The 13,991-nt window shown below is 62.9% G+C and carries 15 protein-coding genes and 1 other RNA gene; 4 read left to right on the top strand and 12 right to left on the bottom strand.

The features are described from left to right. Nucleotides 1-321 precede the first annotated feature (321 nt). The 10 genes from NKH06_RS19170 to ffs form a co-directional block, all read right to left on the bottom strand. Complete coding sequence (locus NKH06_RS19170; RefSeq protein WP_128304323.1) at nt 322-1,389, bottom strand: ABC transporter permease; 1,068 nt, start codon at nt 1,387-1,389, stop codon at nt 322-324. A gap of 18 nt (nt 1,390-1,407) precedes the next feature. Continuing rightward, nucleotides 1,408-3,051 (bottom strand): ABC transporter substrate-binding protein, encoded by a 1,644-nt coding sequence (locus NKH06_RS19165; RefSeq protein ID WP_023811434.1) that lies wholly within the window; start codon nt 3,049-3,051, stop codon nt 1,408-1,410. 262 nt (nt 3,052-3,313) lie between these two features. Further along, nucleotides 3,314-4,591, bottom strand: a complete 1,278-nt coding sequence (locus NKH06_RS19160; protein WP_352439665.1) for a lytic murein transglycosylase — start codon at nt 4,589-4,591, stop codon at nt 3,314-3,316. A gap of 194 nt (nt 4,592-4,785) precedes the next feature. Next, complete coding sequence (recR, locus tag NKH06_RS19155) at nt 4,786-5,391, bottom strand: recombination mediator RecR (RefSeq protein WP_128305643.1); 606 nt, start codon at nt 5,389-5,391, stop codon at nt 4,786-4,788. Between the two features lie 111 nt (nt 5,392-5,502). Then, nucleotides 5,503-6,435, bottom strand: coding sequence for a cell wall hydrolase (locus NKH06_RS19150; RefSeq protein WP_128305644.1), 933 nt, complete (start codon nt 6,433-6,435; stop codon nt 5,503-5,505). Beyond that, complete coding sequence (locus tag NKH06_RS19145) at nt 6,362-6,730, bottom strand: hypothetical protein (RefSeq protein WP_352439666.1); 369 nt, start codon at nt 6,728-6,730, stop codon at nt 6,362-6,364. Before NKH06_RS19145 ends, NKH06_RS19150 begins: the two co-directional genes overlap by 74 nt. After that, the gene (locus tag NKH06_RS19140; protein ID WP_127293990.1) at nt 6,708-7,097 is read right to left on the bottom strand and encodes a hypothetical protein; all 390 of its coding nucleotides are present in this window, start codon (nt 7,095-7,097) and stop codon (nt 6,708-6,710) included. Before NKH06_RS19140 ends, NKH06_RS19145 begins: the two co-directional genes overlap by 23 nt. 27 nt (nt 7,098-7,124) lie before the next feature. Further along, nucleotides 7,125-7,448: a YbaB/EbfC family nucleoid-associated protein gene (locus NKH06_RS19135; RefSeq protein WP_013527931.1), complete on the bottom strand. Its 324-nt coding sequence runs from the start codon at nt 7,446-7,448 to the stop codon at nt 7,125-7,127. 30 nt (nt 7,449-7,478) lie between these two features. Then, entirely contained in the window at nt 7,479-9,290 is a 1,812-nt protein-coding gene (locus tag NKH06_RS19130) for a DNA polymerase III subunit gamma/tau (RefSeq protein ID WP_352893688.1), read from the bottom strand. Nucleotides 9,291-9,395: 105 nt separating this feature from the next. Further along, nucleotides 9,396-9,492: signal recognition particle sRNA small type (gene ffs, locus NKH06_RS19125), an RNA gene on the bottom strand. Nucleotides 9,493-9,662: 170 nt separating this feature from the next. On the opposite strand from ffs, the gene NKH06_RS19120 reads away from it, so the two are divergent. Genes NKH06_RS19120 through NKH06_RS19110 form a run of 3 tightly spaced genes read left to right on the top strand, consistent with a single transcriptional unit; the run spans nt 9,663 to nt 11,411 of the window. Further along, nucleotides 9,663-10,082 carry an HIT domain-containing protein gene (locus NKH06_RS19120; RefSeq protein WP_127293986.1) on the top strand — a complete coding sequence of 140 codons (420 nt, stop codon included), beginning with the start codon at nt 9,663-9,665 and terminating at the stop codon, nt 10,080-10,082. A 41-nt stretch (nt 10,083-10,123) separates the two neighbouring features. After that, complete coding sequence (gene nudC, locus NKH06_RS19115; RefSeq protein WP_352893687.1) at nt 10,124-11,068, top strand: NAD(+) diphosphatase; 945 nt, start codon at nt 10,124-10,126, stop codon at nt 11,066-11,068. Nucleotides 11,069-11,105: 37 nt separating this feature from the next. Continuing rightward, nucleotides 11,106-11,411, top strand: coding sequence for a Dabb family protein (locus tag NKH06_RS19110; protein ID WP_127293984.1), 306 nt, complete (start codon nt 11,106-11,108; stop codon nt 11,409-11,411). A 56-nt stretch (nt 11,412-11,467) separates the two neighbouring features. Here NKH06_RS19110 and NKH06_RS19105 read toward each other — a convergent pair whose 3' ends face one another. Further along, nucleotides 11,468-12,331 (bottom strand): prephenate dehydratase, encoded by an 864-nt coding sequence (locus NKH06_RS19105; RefSeq protein ID WP_352728993.1) that lies wholly within the window; start codon nt 12,329-12,331, stop codon nt 11,468-11,470. A gap of 9 nt (nt 12,332-12,340) precedes the next feature. Continuing rightward, nucleotides 12,341-13,069 (bottom strand): 3-deoxy-manno-octulosonate cytidylyltransferase, encoded by a 729-nt coding sequence (locus tag NKH06_RS19100; RefSeq protein ID WP_352864097.1) that lies wholly within the window; start codon nt 13,067-13,069, stop codon nt 12,341-12,343. 193 nt (nt 13,070-13,262) lie between these two features. Between NKH06_RS19100 and NKH06_RS19095 the strand changes: the two genes are divergently transcribed. Continuing rightward, nucleotides 13,263-13,955 (top strand): c-type cytochrome, encoded by a 693-nt coding sequence (locus tag NKH06_RS19095; RefSeq protein WP_352439668.1) that lies wholly within the window; start codon nt 13,263-13,265, stop codon nt 13,953-13,955. Nucleotides 13,956-13,991: the final 36 nt, after the last annotated feature.

Raw genomic sequence — 13,991 nt, 5'->3', positions numbered from 1 at the left:
CCTGGTCATCCTCAATGCAAAAGCACGCGATGCGCGCAACGAGTTCGTAATTGCAACTTGACACCCCAGATAGTCGCTCTCCCCCGCTCGACGGGGGAGAGGAAAGGCGCGAAGCGTGCGACCGGCTTTTCCTCTCCCCCGGGCAGGGGGAGAGGTGACCCGAAGGGCCGGAGTGGGGGTGATTGGCCGCAGCTGGAGCAATTCCAGGAAAAGTGTGAAACGGTTTTCCGTCCGGAATTGCGTAAAAACAAGGAGTTAGAGCGGGTAGCCGTTTCCGTGAAACGGTGAACTGCTCTAGGCCCGAAAGTGGAATACCTCTGCTCATTGAACCTTCGTCCTCGGATCGAGGACCCGATACAGAAGGTCGGAGAGGAGATTGATGGCGATGAACACCGAGCCGATGACTATGGTGCCGCCGAGCACCGCATTCATGTCGGCGTTCTGCAGCGAGTTGGTTATGTAGAGGCCGATGCCCGGCCATGAGAAGACGGTCTCGGTCAGCACCGAACCTTCGAGCAGCCCGGCATAGGAGAGCGCGATCACCGTCACCATCGGCACCGCCGCATTGCGCAGCGCGTGGCCCCAGATGATGCGGGTTTCCGACAGGCCCTTGGCGCGCGCCGCGACGATATATTCCTGCGACAATTCGTTGAGCATGAACGAGCGCGTCATGCGGCTGATATAGGCGAGCGAGAAATAGCCGAGCAGCGAGGCCGGCAGGATGATGTGGCGGAAGGCGTCGTAAAAAACGTCCCACTGCCCCTGCATCGCAGAGTCGAGGAGATAGAAGCCCGTGATCGGCGTAAAGGTGTATTCGTAGACGATGTCGAGCCGCGCGGGGAAGGCAACCCATTGCAGCTTGGCGTAAAACAGCACCAGCGCCAGCAGTCCCAGCCAGAAGATCGGCACGGAATAGCCGATCAGGCCGATGATACGCACGATCTGATCGATGAAACTGCCGCGCCTGACCGCGGCCAGCACGCCAAGCGGTACGCCGAACAGTGCGCCGATCAGCGTCCCCAGCGTCGCCAGTTCCGTCGTGGCCGGAAGCGCCCGGCGAATGTCGGTCATGACAGGATTGGTGGTCAGCACAGAGACACCGAAATTGCCGTTCAGGGCATTTTTCACATAGATGTAGAACTGCTCGACCAGCGGCAAATCGAGGCCCATCTCGCGGCGCGTGCGCTCGACGACATTGGCCGGCGCCCGGTCGCCGAGCACCGCCAGCACCGGGTCGATCGGGATGACGCGACCGATGAAGAAGGTGACCGCGAGCAGACCAAGATAGGTCGTGATCGCGATGACCAGGAAACGGCCAAGCGATGATGCAATAGCGACGGCACGGGCGCTGCCGCGCCCCGCCGCCACTTCCTTTTCAACCGTGCTCATGCGGCGTGTCCGCGAGCACTATTCCTTGGACACCGGCCCGACGAAATTGCTGTCGAAGCTCGGGCCGAGGGCAAAGCCCTTGAGGTTCTTGCGCAGGCCGGCCACTTCCAGCTGCTGGTGGATGACGACGAAGGGGCTGGTGTCCAGGATCTTCTTCTCGAGATCCTTGTACATGTCAGCGCGCTTGCCGGCGTCCTTCTCGAGCAGCGCTGCTTCCGTCTCCTTGGTCAGGTCCGGAATGTCCCAGGCGTTGCGCCAGGCCAGCGTCTTGGACTTACCCGCATCCGAGTTGTCCGGATTCGAGGCAAAGGTCTGGGCGTTGGAATTCGGGTCGAAATAATCCTGGCCCCACTGGCCGATATAGATGTCGTGGTTGCGGGCGCGGTACTTGGTCAGCGTCTGCTTGCCGTCGCCCGGGATGATCTCGAGCTTGATGCCGGCCTGTCCGAGCGTCTGCTGGATCGATTCCGCCATGCCGGTCGTCGGCTGACCGGTGCGTACGTCCATGGTTACGCTGAAGCCGTCGGGCAGACCGGCCTTGGCCAGCAATTCCTTGGCCTTGGCGACATCGAACTTGAACGGATTCTCATCCAATTCGCCGAGCACACCCTTCGGCAGGAAGGTCTGGTGGATTTCGCCGATGCCCTTGAGGATCGTCGAGCTCAGCGCATCGTAGTCGACCAGGTATTTGAAGGCTTGGCGGACCTCGGGCTTGGCGAGGTTGGCATTCTTCTGGTTGAGGCTGATGTAATAGACCGTGCCCTTCGGCGCGCTGGTCGAGGTGAGATCGGCGTTCTTGGCGATGGCGTCGAGGTCGTTCGGCTCGAGATTGCGCGCAACGTCGATGTCGCCGGCCTCGAGCGCCAGGCGCTGGCCCGAGCTTTCCTTCATGTTGCGGTAGATGACGCGGGCAAGCTTGGCCTTCTCGCCGTAGTAATTATCGTTGCGCTCGAGAACGACCACCTCATTGGCCCGCCATTCGCGCAGCTTGAAGACGCCGGAGCCGGCATAGCCGGTCTTCAGCCAGGCATTGCCGAAATCATTGTCCCATTTGTAGTCGGCGCTCGGCGTCACCGCAGCGACATGTTCCTTGACCAGCTTGGCGTCGACCACCGATGCAACCGTTGCCGACAGGCAGTTCAGCACGAAGCTCGGCGCATAGGCCTTGTCGACGGTGAACTGGAAGGTGGTCTCGTCGACCGCCTTGGCCTTCTCGGCGACGTTGTCGCCGCTGATGCCGAATTGGCCGATGATGAAGGCCGGGCTCTTGTCGAGCTTGACGGCGCGTTCGAACGACCAGGCGACGTCGGCCGCGGTGATCGGATTGCCGGAAGCGAATTTCAGGCCGGGCTTGAGCTTGAATGTGTAGGTCAGGCCGTCATCGGAGACGGTCCAGCTTTCGGCAAGGTCTCCCTTGACCTTGGAGGTGTCGCTGAGGTCGAGACGGACAAGCAGATCATACGTGTTGCCGGTGACCTCGGCGGTCGACAGCTCGAACGCCTCGCCCGGATCCATGGAGATGATGTCGTCGATCGCGAAACCTTCGACCAGCGTGTCGGCGGGCGTGACCGCACCGGCGGGCGCGCCGGCCAGAAGCAGCGCGGACATGGCTGCACCCGCCAGCAGGAAGCGAGAGCGTAGAGCAAACTTTTCCATCATCATCGTGATTGTTCCCTGTTTTGTTGTTTGTTGACCTGAGTTCCCGGCTCAGGGTTGTGCAATTCTTTTCGGGCCTGGAGAAGGCCCCACTGATCTCTTACCGTTGCGGTTTTTGTCCAGTTGGTCAACACCATATCCGGCAGCCTCGTGGCGGGCAACGAGCATTTATACGATGGCTCAATGGGCCAGAAAGGCCGGTGGGATGTCGACGCATCGGCCAGCCAATCGAGGCTGCCGATCGAGGATAATCTGGCGAATGTCGCGGCTATCTCAGCGCCGCGACCAGGCTGGTGTCAGGGAAGCAGGTGGCGGCGCGGCCGTTCTTGGCTTGCCAAATGCCGATCGAACGGCGGGTCTTGAAGCCGGGCAGGCCATCGGCGCTGCCGACGTCATAGCCCTTGGCTTCCAGCGCGCGTTGCAGAGCGGCTATGTCCGAACGGTGGAGCCCGCCGACCGCGCCCCAGCTGCCGGCAAAATTCTGATCGCCATGGGCGATGCGATCGGCGCCATGGCCGATGAACAGCGCGTAGAGGTCGCTGGTGTTGTACTGCTTCAGCACGTAGAAATTGGGCGTGGCGATAAAGGCCGGACCGCTGCGCCCTGCCGGCATCAGCAGGAAGCCTTCGGCCTTCATCTCACTCGCTGGAAACGGCTTGCCGCCGACGCGCCTAACGCCCATTGCCGCCCATTCGGAGATTTTCTTGCCCTGGTCCGGGCCTTCCAACGAACAGGAAACGCTTTCCGGCACCATCACCTCGAAACCCCAGCCACGGCCCTTTACCCAGCCATAGTGGACGAGATAATTGGCGATCGAGGCCAGCACGTCCGGCGTCGAGTTCCAGATGTCGGCGCGGCCGTCGCCGTCGAAATCGACGGCATGTTTCAGGAACGAGGTCGGCATGAATTGCGGCTGGCCGAGCGCTCCGGCCCAGGACGATTTCATCGCGCCGACCGGAGCCAGCCCGCGCTCGACGATCTCGAGTGCAGCAAGCAGTTCGGTGCGGAAGAAGTCCTTCCTGGTCGACATGAACGCTTTGGTGCCCAGCACTTCGAAGGCGTCGTAGGGCATCTTCGCCGCGCCGAATCCGGTCTCGCGGCCCCAGATCGCCAGCAGCACTTCGCCCGGCACGCCGTAGCGCTTTTCGATAGATGCAAGTGTCCTGGCATTGGTGGCTTCGCGCGCCCGGCCGCCCGCCGTCACCGCGCGAACCGTCTTCTCGGCGAAATAGGCGCCGGGTGAGCCGAATTCGGCCTGGTGCTGCTTCTGCGGCGTGGTCGCCTTATCGCCCGGCTTGACCAGGTCGGGCAGCTTCAGATTGGGATTGATGCCGTCGAAGGCGGCATCGAGGGTGGCTTTGGAAATGCCTTTCGCCCTGGCTTGCGGCCAAAGGTCGTTCTGCAGCCAGGCGCGAAACTGGTCGTCGATCTTTGCGGCGGAGGCGGGGGTGGAAAGGAGGACCGCGAGAAGAACTGCAAAAAAGGAAAACAGAGCCAATCTGAGAGGTTTGCGTTCCTTCACACCCCCCTCTGTCCTGCCGGACATCTCCCCCGCAAGGGGGGAGATTGGCCGCTTCATCGGCGGCGCTCTTGTTGCAATGTCGGCGATTTGCGAAAACAAAGATGACATCCGATCTCCCCCCTTGCGGGGGAGATGTCCGGTAGGACAGAGGGGGGTGCTTGGCACCAGCCTCGACGGATGCGCAACAATCATGATCCGCATCCTCTGCCGCAACTTTGTCAAAACGCCGTCCGCGAGCGCAGCGCCGCGGCCAGCGTGCCCTCGTCGAGATAGTCGAGTTCGCCGCCGACAGGCACGCCATGCGCCAGTCGTGTCACCTTGATATCGAAGCCGGACAGCTGATCGGTGAGGTAATGCGCGGTCGTCTGGCCCTCCACCGTAGCATTGACGGCGAGGATGATCTCCTTGACCTCGCCACCGGCGACGCGGTCGATCAGCGAGCGCATGTTGAGCTGCTCGGGGCCGATGCCGTCGAGCGGGGACAGCGTGCCGCCGAGAACGTGGTAACGCACATTCATCGCCGCCGCGCGCTCCAGCGCCCACAGGTCGGAGACGTCCTCGACGACAATGATGGTGCCGGCATCTCGGCGCGGATCGGTGCAGATCATGCAAGGGTCCGATGTATCGACATTGCCGCAGGTCGAGCAGATGCGCACCTTGTCGGCCGCCTCGGCCATGGCGGCGGCCAGCGGCGACAGAAGCTGCTCCTTCTTCTTGATCAGATGAAGGGCGGCACGCCTGGCCGAACGGGGACCCAGCCCCGGCACCTTGGCCAGGAGCTGGATCAGACGTTCGATCTCGGGACCGGCGATTCGCTTCGACATCGCTCTGATCTAGGATTTTTCAGAGCGCTTTGGAACATCCGCATACGCATGACCGCCATATTGGCCCTGGCGGACCAAAATGGGCGGGGCCATGGGATCATGGAGAGCAGATCAGTTGGTTTCGAGCGGCCGGCCCTGGCTGACGATCATCGCGCCGACAGCGTCGGTGTTCTCAGGCGTCGACTGGAAACCCATAGACGCCTCTTGCGGCGCTTCCTCGACCGAGGAGATGACCCTCGTCCTTGTGTTCAAGGTTCCGCCAAAACGGGCGGCATCCGGTTCCTCCATCGGCTCCTGCATCGCCACCACCGTCGGCTCCGCCGAGACACGCGCCGATTTCGCGGCCGGCGCGGCGGCCGCGGTCATATAGGTCTGTTGGGCAGGAGCGGACCGGACGGTGGCCGGCTTGGCCGGACGCACCGGCTCGGCGGACGCGACCATCGTCACCGGCTCCGCTGGCTTCTGCGGCGCCGCCGAGGCAATGGCGACCTGCGGCTCGTCCGGCAGCGGCTGCCAGTTGCGGCCGCGCTTCTCGTAAAAGGCATTGCCGCCGGCAACCATGGTGTAGTGCATGTTCTTGTAGGGGAAGCGTAGGCCGGCGGTGTGGAAGAACATGGTGTTCTTGAGCTTGGACTTGCGCTCCCCCTTCAGCACCGCGTCGGCGGCTTCCTCGACATCGGGCATTGCGCGTGAATTCATCGGCCTTGTCATGACGCCGGGGGCAAACTGCCCGCGCTCGCCCACCACCGCGCAGATGGTGCTGCCGTGCTTGCCGGAGCGCAGCCGGTTCATCACCACCGTGCCGACCGCGATCATGCCGTCGCGGCTCGAGCGGTTGGATTCAAAGAACATCGCCCGTTCCAGGCATTCCTTGTCCTTCGGCGTGTGGCTGTACGCCCGGGAGCTCAGGAAACCCGGCGTGATGGCGTCGGTCAGGCTGGCGACGGACATGCCGTGTGAAGTGGTCTGGCTACAGGCAGCCAAAAACAGGGGTGAAATGACGGCGCCGAGCAACAGCGGCGTCTTCCATCGCGTAGAAATCAACAGGTAACCCTCTCACTTCGTGCCCGCCCCCAGGCTGCGGCAAGAATGAGACACTTTCGGGCAAAATGATGGCCAAAACGTTATTAACAACGCGCTGTTGCCAAATTGGCACAATTTCCTGGTTTTCCAGATAGATCGCACCCATCATTTCACAAAGGCGATGACCTCTCTCTCTTTGTTTCGCCGCAATTGCCCCAAGGGAAAGCACTACGCGCTTTTCCCGGGCAAACGCTGTTAATTTCTCCTGGAACCGGTCTGCAGCCCGGCCGCAATCATGGCCGCTGGCCAGGCTCAAGCTCCTCGACCTTCTCCGAAAACAGGCCGCGCCGGAGGAACAGCGTCCGCGCCTCCCTGGCCGTCGGGGCGATCTTTCCCGGCCAGTCGCTGTCAATGAACTCAGCCTTGGTGAAGTCCGGATTTGTCTCGCTTGCCGCCTCCAGGAATTCGGCGATCTCCAGCACGATCGCGCGCTCGTCCTTCGAAAGCGCCGATGTGCCGGCTTCGATCGAAGGGCGATGGACGAAATCCTCGAACAGATAGAAATAACCCTTGATGCCGACGAGATCGACGCCGTCGTCACAATCGGCCAGGATTTCCAGGATCTCGTAGATCCTGTTGCGGATACGCTGCTCGATCAGTCTTTCGGAGGGCTCTTCGGTCATGTCGATGATGGGCGCGCGCGCCGAATGCTAGAAGGGCAGTTTCATTCCCGGCGGGATCGGCAGACCTGCGGTCAGCGCCTTGGTCTTTTCCTGCATGATCTGCTCGACCTTGGTCTTGGCGTCGTTGTGAGCGGCCAGCACCAGGTCTTCCAGGATCTCGACATCGTCTTCCTTGAACAGAGACGGATCGATCTTCAGCGACTTCATCTCGAATTTTCCGGTCAGCGTCACATTGACCAGGCCGCCGCCGGCCTGGCCGGACGCTTCCAGCGTGGCGATCTCGTCCTGCATGGCCTGGAACTTGGCCTGCATTTCCTTCGCCTTGCCCATCAGGCCGAGAAGATCTTTCATGGTCGGGTCCTTTGCGGATTCGTGGCTGGATCAGGGTTCATCGTCGTAAGCCGGCGGCTCGACCGGCACTTCAGCCTCTGTCGTTTCGGCTTCCGGCGCGTCTGGAATGCGCACGTCGATGATCTTGGCGCCGGGAAAGCGCGCCAGGATAGCGGCCACGGTCGGGTCGCTCTTGGCATCGAGAAAAGCCGTCTCGCGCTTGGCCGATTCCATTTCGGCGAGCGTCTGGCCGCCCTCTTCCTTCGACAGCGAGACCAGCCAGCTGCGGCCGGTCCAGGCGCGCAATTTCGTCGTCAGGTCGTTGAGCAGCATCTTGGGCGCATCGCCGGTCAGGCCGACGTCGATGCGGCCGGGCTCGATGCGCACAAACCGGATGCAGCTCTTGACCAGCACCTTGAAGGCGATGTCACGCTGCGCATCGGCGAGCGCAATGATGTCGGCCAGCGATTTCAGCGGCGCCGATTCCATGGCCGGCTCCGGAGGAGCGACGTAGGCAACGGCAGCAGGCGAGGCTTCGACCAGCCGCATGGTCTGCGCACCGCCAGGACCGGCGGGCATGCGCGTCTGCGCCACCGCGCCGGCGCCACCGCCGTTGCCGGAACTTGCAGGCGCGCCATTCGGGCGCGGCGCGCCGCTTTGGACCGACGCTCCGCCCTCGAGCGATCTCAACGCCTCGTCCAGCGTCGGCAGGTCGGCGGCATGCGCCAGCCGGATCAGCACCATTTCGGCGGCACTGACCGGCCGGTTGGAGGACTGCACTTCGGGAATGCCCTTGAGCAGCATCTGCCATGTCCGCGACAGCACCCTGACCGACAGCGTCCTTGCGAAATCGGCGCCGCGCTGCCGCTCGTCCTCCGACAGCGAGGCATCCTCGATGGCCGTCGGCACGAAACGCAGCCGGGTGACGAGATGGTTGAATTCGGCAAGGTCGGTCAGCACGGCGGCCGGATCGGCGCCGGTGTCATACTGCGCACGGAATTCGCCAAGGGCGGCTGCCACATCACCCTTCATCACATGTTCGAACAGATCGACGATGCGGGCGCGGTCGGCAAGTCCCAGCATCGCCCGCACAGCCGCGGCACCGACAGTGCCGGCGCCATGGGCAATCGCCTGGTCGAGGATGGAGAGCGAATCACGGGCCGAGCCTTCGGCGGCGCGCGCGATCATCGCCAGCGCGTCGTCGTCGACCGCAATGCCTTCCTGGGCCGAGATCGAGCCGAGATGCGCGACCAGCGCGCCGGCGTCGATGCGCCTCAGGTCGAAGCGCTGGCAGCGCGACAGGACAGTGATCGGGACCTTGCGGATTTCGGTGGTGGCGAAGATGAATTTGACGTGCGGCGGCGGCTCTTCCAGCGTCTTCAGCAGGCCGTTGAAGGCCTGCGTCGACAGCATGTGCACTTCGTCGATGATATAGACCTTGTAACGGGCCGAGACCGGCGCATAGCGCACGCGCTCGATGATATCCCTGATGTCGTCGATGCCGGTATGCGAGGCGGCGTCCATCTCGATGACGTCGACATGGCGGCCCTCCATGATCGCCTGGCAATGCTCGCCGAGCACCGCGAGGTCGACCGAAGGCTGGTCGATATCAGCGGTTTTATAATTCAGGGCCCGCGCGAGGATGCGCGCCGTCGTGGTCTTGCCGACGCCGCGCACCCCGGTCAGCATCCAGGCCTGGGCGATGCGGCCGGTGGCAAAGGCATTGGTGAGGGTGCGCACCATCGGCTCCTGGCCGACCAGCTCGGAGAAGTTCGAAGGACGGTACTTGCGCGCCAGCACGCGATAGGCGGCGGCCTTGCCTATCTCCAGGCTTTTTGGTCCCGAATTTCCGGCTTCGCTCATACGCCCGTAAAGCTCCAAATGGCCGCGCCCGAAGGCGGCCGATTCCTGCGCATAGTCTCGCCCGCGCTGCAATGCGTCGTCAATGTCGCGAGAGGGGCCGATGAGGTGGGAGGCTGGAACAATGACCCGTTCCGGGCTCGTTAGGGCTGCTTCCTTCCGGACCTGACCCGGTTGGCGAGTGGATCGTCCACCACCAACCTCCCGCTTTCCATATCGGCAATTGCGCGACGAAATGCAAGTCCGCCGAAGAAATCGCAAAATATGGAATTGGCGCACCAATGCGTGAGGGGCGCAATGATTCGCTTGCAGCCCCCTTGCCGCCGCTCTAGCCTTCATGTGTTGAGCAAACCAAGAAAAGCAAGGGAAACGCCGATGCTGCCGGGCCTGGAGGCCGGATTCACGCTGGACGCACGGCTGGAGGCGGACAGCGAACAGTTGATGTGGCTTGGGCTGTGCGAATTGCGGGTGATGAACGACCGCCGCTGGCCATGGCTGCTGCTGGTGCCGCAGCGGCCCGGCGCGGAGGAAATCCATGACATGACGCCGCTCGACCAGACGATGCTGACCTTCGAGACCAATATGGTGGCGCAGGCGCTGAAGAAGGCGACCGGCTGCACCAAGATCAACACCGGCGCGCTCGGCAACATCGTGCGCCAGTTGCACATCCATGTCATCGCGCGTTCGGAAGGCGATCCCGGCTGGCCAGGCCCTGTGTGGGGACATGGTCTGCGAGAGCCCTATCAACGTTCCGACTTGCGACGGTTTGCCGAAACGATCAAGGCGGCGCTATAAGCGTTCCCCGTGTCCATCCCTCAACGTATCCCAGAGTCCCCATGAGCTTCCGCCTGTTTGACGCGCCTTTGCGCGAGCCGAGCCAGTTCGTCGGCTTTGCCGGCAACATGATCGACCGGCAGTCCGAGAACCGCGCCGACGATTCGGTCGACAAGGCGCTGGCCGACCCGGCGACGCGGCTGCTTCTGATGCATGGCGGCCGGCTCTATCTGAAGCTCGGCGATAGCGGCGCTCTCGACCCTTGGTTCGGCGCGACCGAGAGCGAGCCCTTCAAGGTTTCCCTGGCGCAAGGCATCCTGCTCGGCTTTTCCGAACGAGGACCGGTGCTGGCCGTGCCCGCCGGCGTCGAACCCGAACAGCTTCCGGAAGCAGTCAAGGCCATCGACTACCGCTCGGTCTACATGCAAGGGCTGATCGACGAGGCGGCGGCTGGCGCGATGGCGCAAGGGGCGGCCCTGCTTGCCTGGCATGCCAGCCATCGCTTCTGCAGCAAATGTGGTACGGAATCGCAGATGCGGGCCGGCGGCTACAAGCGCCATTGCCCGAATTGCGGCACCGAGCATTTTCCGCGCACCGACCCGGTGGCGATCATGCTGACGGCGACGCGGGAAAAATGCCTGCTCGGACGCGGCCGGCATTTCGCGCCGGGCATGTACTCGGCCCTTGCCGGCTTCATCGAGCCGGGCGAGACGATCGAGGCGGCGGTGCGCCGCGAGACGCTGGAAGAGGCCGGTATCCGGCTTGGCCGCGTCGTCTACCACGCCAGCCAGCCCTGGCCGTTCCCCTATTCGCTGATGATCGGCTGCTTCGGCGAGCCGCTCAATGACGATATCCAGGCCGACCTCAACGAGCTTGAGGACTGCCGCTGGTTTTTTCGCGACGAGGTGCGCCTGATGCTGGAAAGGACGCACAAGGACAATCTGGTCACGCCGCCGAAAGGCGCCATTGCGCATCACCTCATCCGCGCCTGGGTCAATTCAGAATGATGGCAGCGAACACCGAAAGACATTGCAGGAGCAGGACATGATCCGTCACACCGTCGTTTTCACGCTGAAGCATCCGCCGCATTCGCTGGAGGAAAAGCGGTTCCTGGTCGACGCCAAGAAAATCCTAACCGCGATCAGAGGCGTCACGCATTTCGAGCAATTGCGGCAGATCAGCCCCAAGAACGACTATCATTTCGGCTTCTCGATGGAGTTCGCCGACCAGGCCGCCTACAACAGGTACAACGACCATCCAGACCATGTCGCCTTCGTGCGCGACCGCTGGGTGCCGGAGGTCGAGGCCTTCATGGAGATCGACTATGTGCCGCTGGGCGCGGTGATTTAGGGCATGGTCCCGAAAAGTGGAAACCGGTTTTTGGACAAGATCATGCCCAGTAGCGATCAGTCCGCCACTTTCCACTGCTCACGCGACTCGCTGGCCGGATAGACGCCGAGAATCCGCACTTCGCGCGAGAAGAAACGAAGCTCGTCCAGCGCCAGCTTGACCAGCGGATCGTCGGGATGGCCCTCGATGTCGGCGTAGAACAGCGTCGCCGTAAACGCCCCCAACTGGTAGCTCTCCAGCTTGGTCATGTTGATGCCGTTGGTGGCAAAACCGCCCATCGCCTTGTAGAGCGCGGCCGGCACGTTGCGGACGCGAAAGATGAAGGTCGTCATCATCTTGACGTCGGGTGATGGGCGTTCGGCCCATTGCTTGTTCTTGGTCAGGACGACAAAGCGGGTGACGTTGCTGTCGGTGTCCTCGACGTTTTGCTCGATGATATCGAGCCCGTAGAGGGTCGCTGCCAGTGCGGGCGACAGTGCCGCCATGGTGCGGTCCTTGACCTCGGAGACCATCTTGGCGGCGCCAGCCGTGTCGCCAGCGACGATCGCCTTCCAGCCGTTCTTGCGGATGTATTTGCGGCACTGGCCAAGCGCGTGGATGTGGCTGTGCACGGTCTCGATCTCGTCGCGCTTCACGCCCGGCAGCACCATCAGCTGGAAATGGATCGGCAGAAAATATTCGCCGACGATGTGCAGCTTCGATTCCGGCAGCAGATGATGGATATCGGCGACGCGTCCGGCAATGGTGTTCTCGATCGGGATCATGGCGAGATCGGCCTTGCCGGTCTCGACCGCGTTGAACGCATCCTCGAAGGTCGGGCACGGCAACGGCTCCATCGATGGATAGACGTTGCGGGAGGCGGTGTCGGAATTGGCGCCCGGCTCGCCCTGGAAGGATATTCTGTTGGTCTTTTCAGGCATGCCGATATCTCAGGTTGAAAGGATCTGTCTGGCGCGTTCGAGGTCTTCCGGCGTGTCGACGCCGAGCGGCAGCGACTGGACGATCTCGGCGTCGATGCGCATGCCGGCTTCCAGCGCCCGCAACTGTTCCAGCCGCTCGCGCCGTTCGAGCGGCGACGGCTTCAGCGCGACGAAACGCTCAAGTGCTTCGCGGCGATAGGCGTAGAGGCCGACATGATGATAGAGCGGCCCCTCGCCCCAAGGCGCCGTGGCACGGGTGAAATAGAGCGCCCTCAGCCTGCTGCCGGAAAGCGGCGAACCGACGATCTTGACGACATTGGGATTGGTCTTTTCCTCGTCGCGGACGATCTCGACGCCGAGCGTGGCGATGTCCACCGCACTGTCCTCGAAAGGCCTGAGCGACGCGGCGATAATCTGCGGATCGATGGTCGGCAGGTCGCCTTGCACATTGACGATGGTTTCGACCTTGCGCCCGGGGTCGAGCGCGATCAGCGCCTCGTGGATGCGGTCGGAGCCGGATTCGTGATCCGTGCGCGTCATCACGGCCTCGAACCCGTGCGCGCGCACCGCTTGCGCCACGCTTTGCGTGTCGGTCGCCACCACCACCCGGCCAAGGCCGGCTTCGGCGGCGCGGCGGGCGACATGGACGATCATCGGGGCGCCTGCGATGTCGGCCAGCGGCTTGCCCGGCAGGCGGGTCGAGGCCATGCGGGCCGGGATCAGGATCAGCGTGGACATTTCGGGTGCAAGGCGTCTCGAAAGAGGACAGGGAAAGTGGCAAAAGGTCTCACTGGAAGCGCCCTTATAGGTGTTGCAACGCCGCAGCAAAAGACCTAGTTTCCGCCCGATTTGACCGCCCTGGCAGGACGGGTCACGATACCGACGGACGGAGTGGACGGTTCTGTCCGCCGGAAAAGGGAGCAAGGGGCGTATGGATTCCAACGAAGTCAACAAACTGCTCGCCGGATTGCTCGGAACCGTTTTCGTCGTCTTCTCGGTCGGCATTGTGTCCGATGCGCTGTTTGCCTCGCCTGCGCCGGAAAAGCCCGGCTTCGCCATCGAGGCCGCGGAGCCCGCCGAAGGCGGCCCGGCCGCTCCTGCCGCAGCCGAAAAGCCGATCGCAGATCTTCTGGCCAATGCAAATGCCGAACAGGGCGCTGCCATCTTCAAGAAGTGCCAGGCCTGCCATTCCGGCGAAAAAGGCGGTCCTAACAAGGTCGGCCCCGATCTGTGGGATATCGTCGACCGTCCGGTCGCCTCTCACGAGGGCTTCGCCTATTCGGCGGGCATGAAGGAATATTCCAAGGGCGGCACAGAGAAGTGGACCTACGATAACCTCAACCACTTCATCACGTCGCCCAAGAAGGACGTTAAAGGCACGGCGATGGGCTTTGCCGGCCTGCCGAAGGAAGAAGACCGCGCCAACGTCATCGCCTATCTGCGCACGCTGTCCGACAATCCCAAGCCGCTGCCGGCACCGGGTGCCGCCGCCGATGCAGGCGCGCCCGCCAAGCCTGCCGATGCAGCCGCTCCGGCAAAGCCGGCTGATGGTGCCGCGCCCGCGAAACCGGCCGCTCCTGCCGCCCCGGCTCCGGCCGCACCCGCACCGGCGCCTGCCCAATAACCAGATATCATCTCGACGACCTTGAAAAAGCCGGGT

Source organism: Mesorhizobium sp. M1342 (assembly GCF_040317955.1).
GTDB lineage: Bacteria > Pseudomonadota > Alphaproteobacteria > Rhizobiales > Rhizobiaceae > Mesorhizobium.
This window is presented reverse-complemented; position numbering and strand designations above follow the sequence as displayed.

Coding starts and splice junctions, on each gene's coding strand:
- NKH06_RS19160 (WP_352439665.1), bottom strand. CDS start 4,591: ATGTCCGGCAGGACAGAGGGGGGTGTGAAGGAACGCAAACCTCTCAGA.
- NKH06_RS19130 (WP_352893688.1), bottom strand. CDS start 9,290: ATGAGCGAAGCCGGAAATTCGGGACCAAAAAGCCTGGAGATAGGCAAG.
- NKH06_RS19135 (WP_013527931.1), bottom strand. CDS start 7,448: ATGAAAGATCTTCTCGGCCTGATGGGCAAGGCGAAGGAAATGCAGGCC.
- nudC (WP_352893687.1), top strand. CDS start 10,124: ATGAGCTTCCGCCTGTTTGACGCGCCTTTGCGCGAGCCGAGCCAGTTC.
- NKH06_RS19105 (WP_352728993.1), bottom strand. CDS start 12,331: ATGCCTGAAAAGACCAACAGAATATCCTTCCAGGGCGAGCCGGGCGCC.
- NKH06_RS19140 (WP_127293990.1), bottom strand. CDS start 7,097: ATGACCGAAGAGCCCTCCGAAAGACTGATCGAGCAGCGTATCCGCAAC.
- recR (WP_128305643.1), bottom strand. CDS start 5,391: ATGTCGAAGCGAATCGCCGGTCCCGAGATCGAACGTCTGATCCAGCTC.
- NKH06_RS19170 (WP_128304323.1), bottom strand. CDS start 1,389: ATGAGCACGGTTGAAAAGGAAGTGGCGGCGGGGCGCGGCAGCGCCCGT.
- NKH06_RS19095 (WP_352439668.1), top strand. CDS start 13,263: ATGGATTCCAACGAAGTCAACAAACTGCTCGCCGGATTGCTCGGAACC.
- NKH06_RS19100 (WP_352864097.1), bottom strand. CDS start 13,069: ATGTCCACGCTGATCCTGATCCCGGCCCGCATGGCCTCGACCCGCCTG.
- NKH06_RS19165 (WP_023811434.1), bottom strand. CDS start 3,051: ATGATGATGGAAAAGTTTGCTCTACGCTCTCGCTTCCTGCTGGCGGGT.
- NKH06_RS19110 (WP_127293984.1), top strand. CDS start 11,106: ATGATCCGTCACACCGTCGTTTTCACGCTGAAGCATCCGCCGCATTCG.
- NKH06_RS19120 (WP_127293986.1), top strand. CDS start 9,663: ATGCTGCCGGGCCTGGAGGCCGGATTCACGCTGGACGCACGGCTGGAG.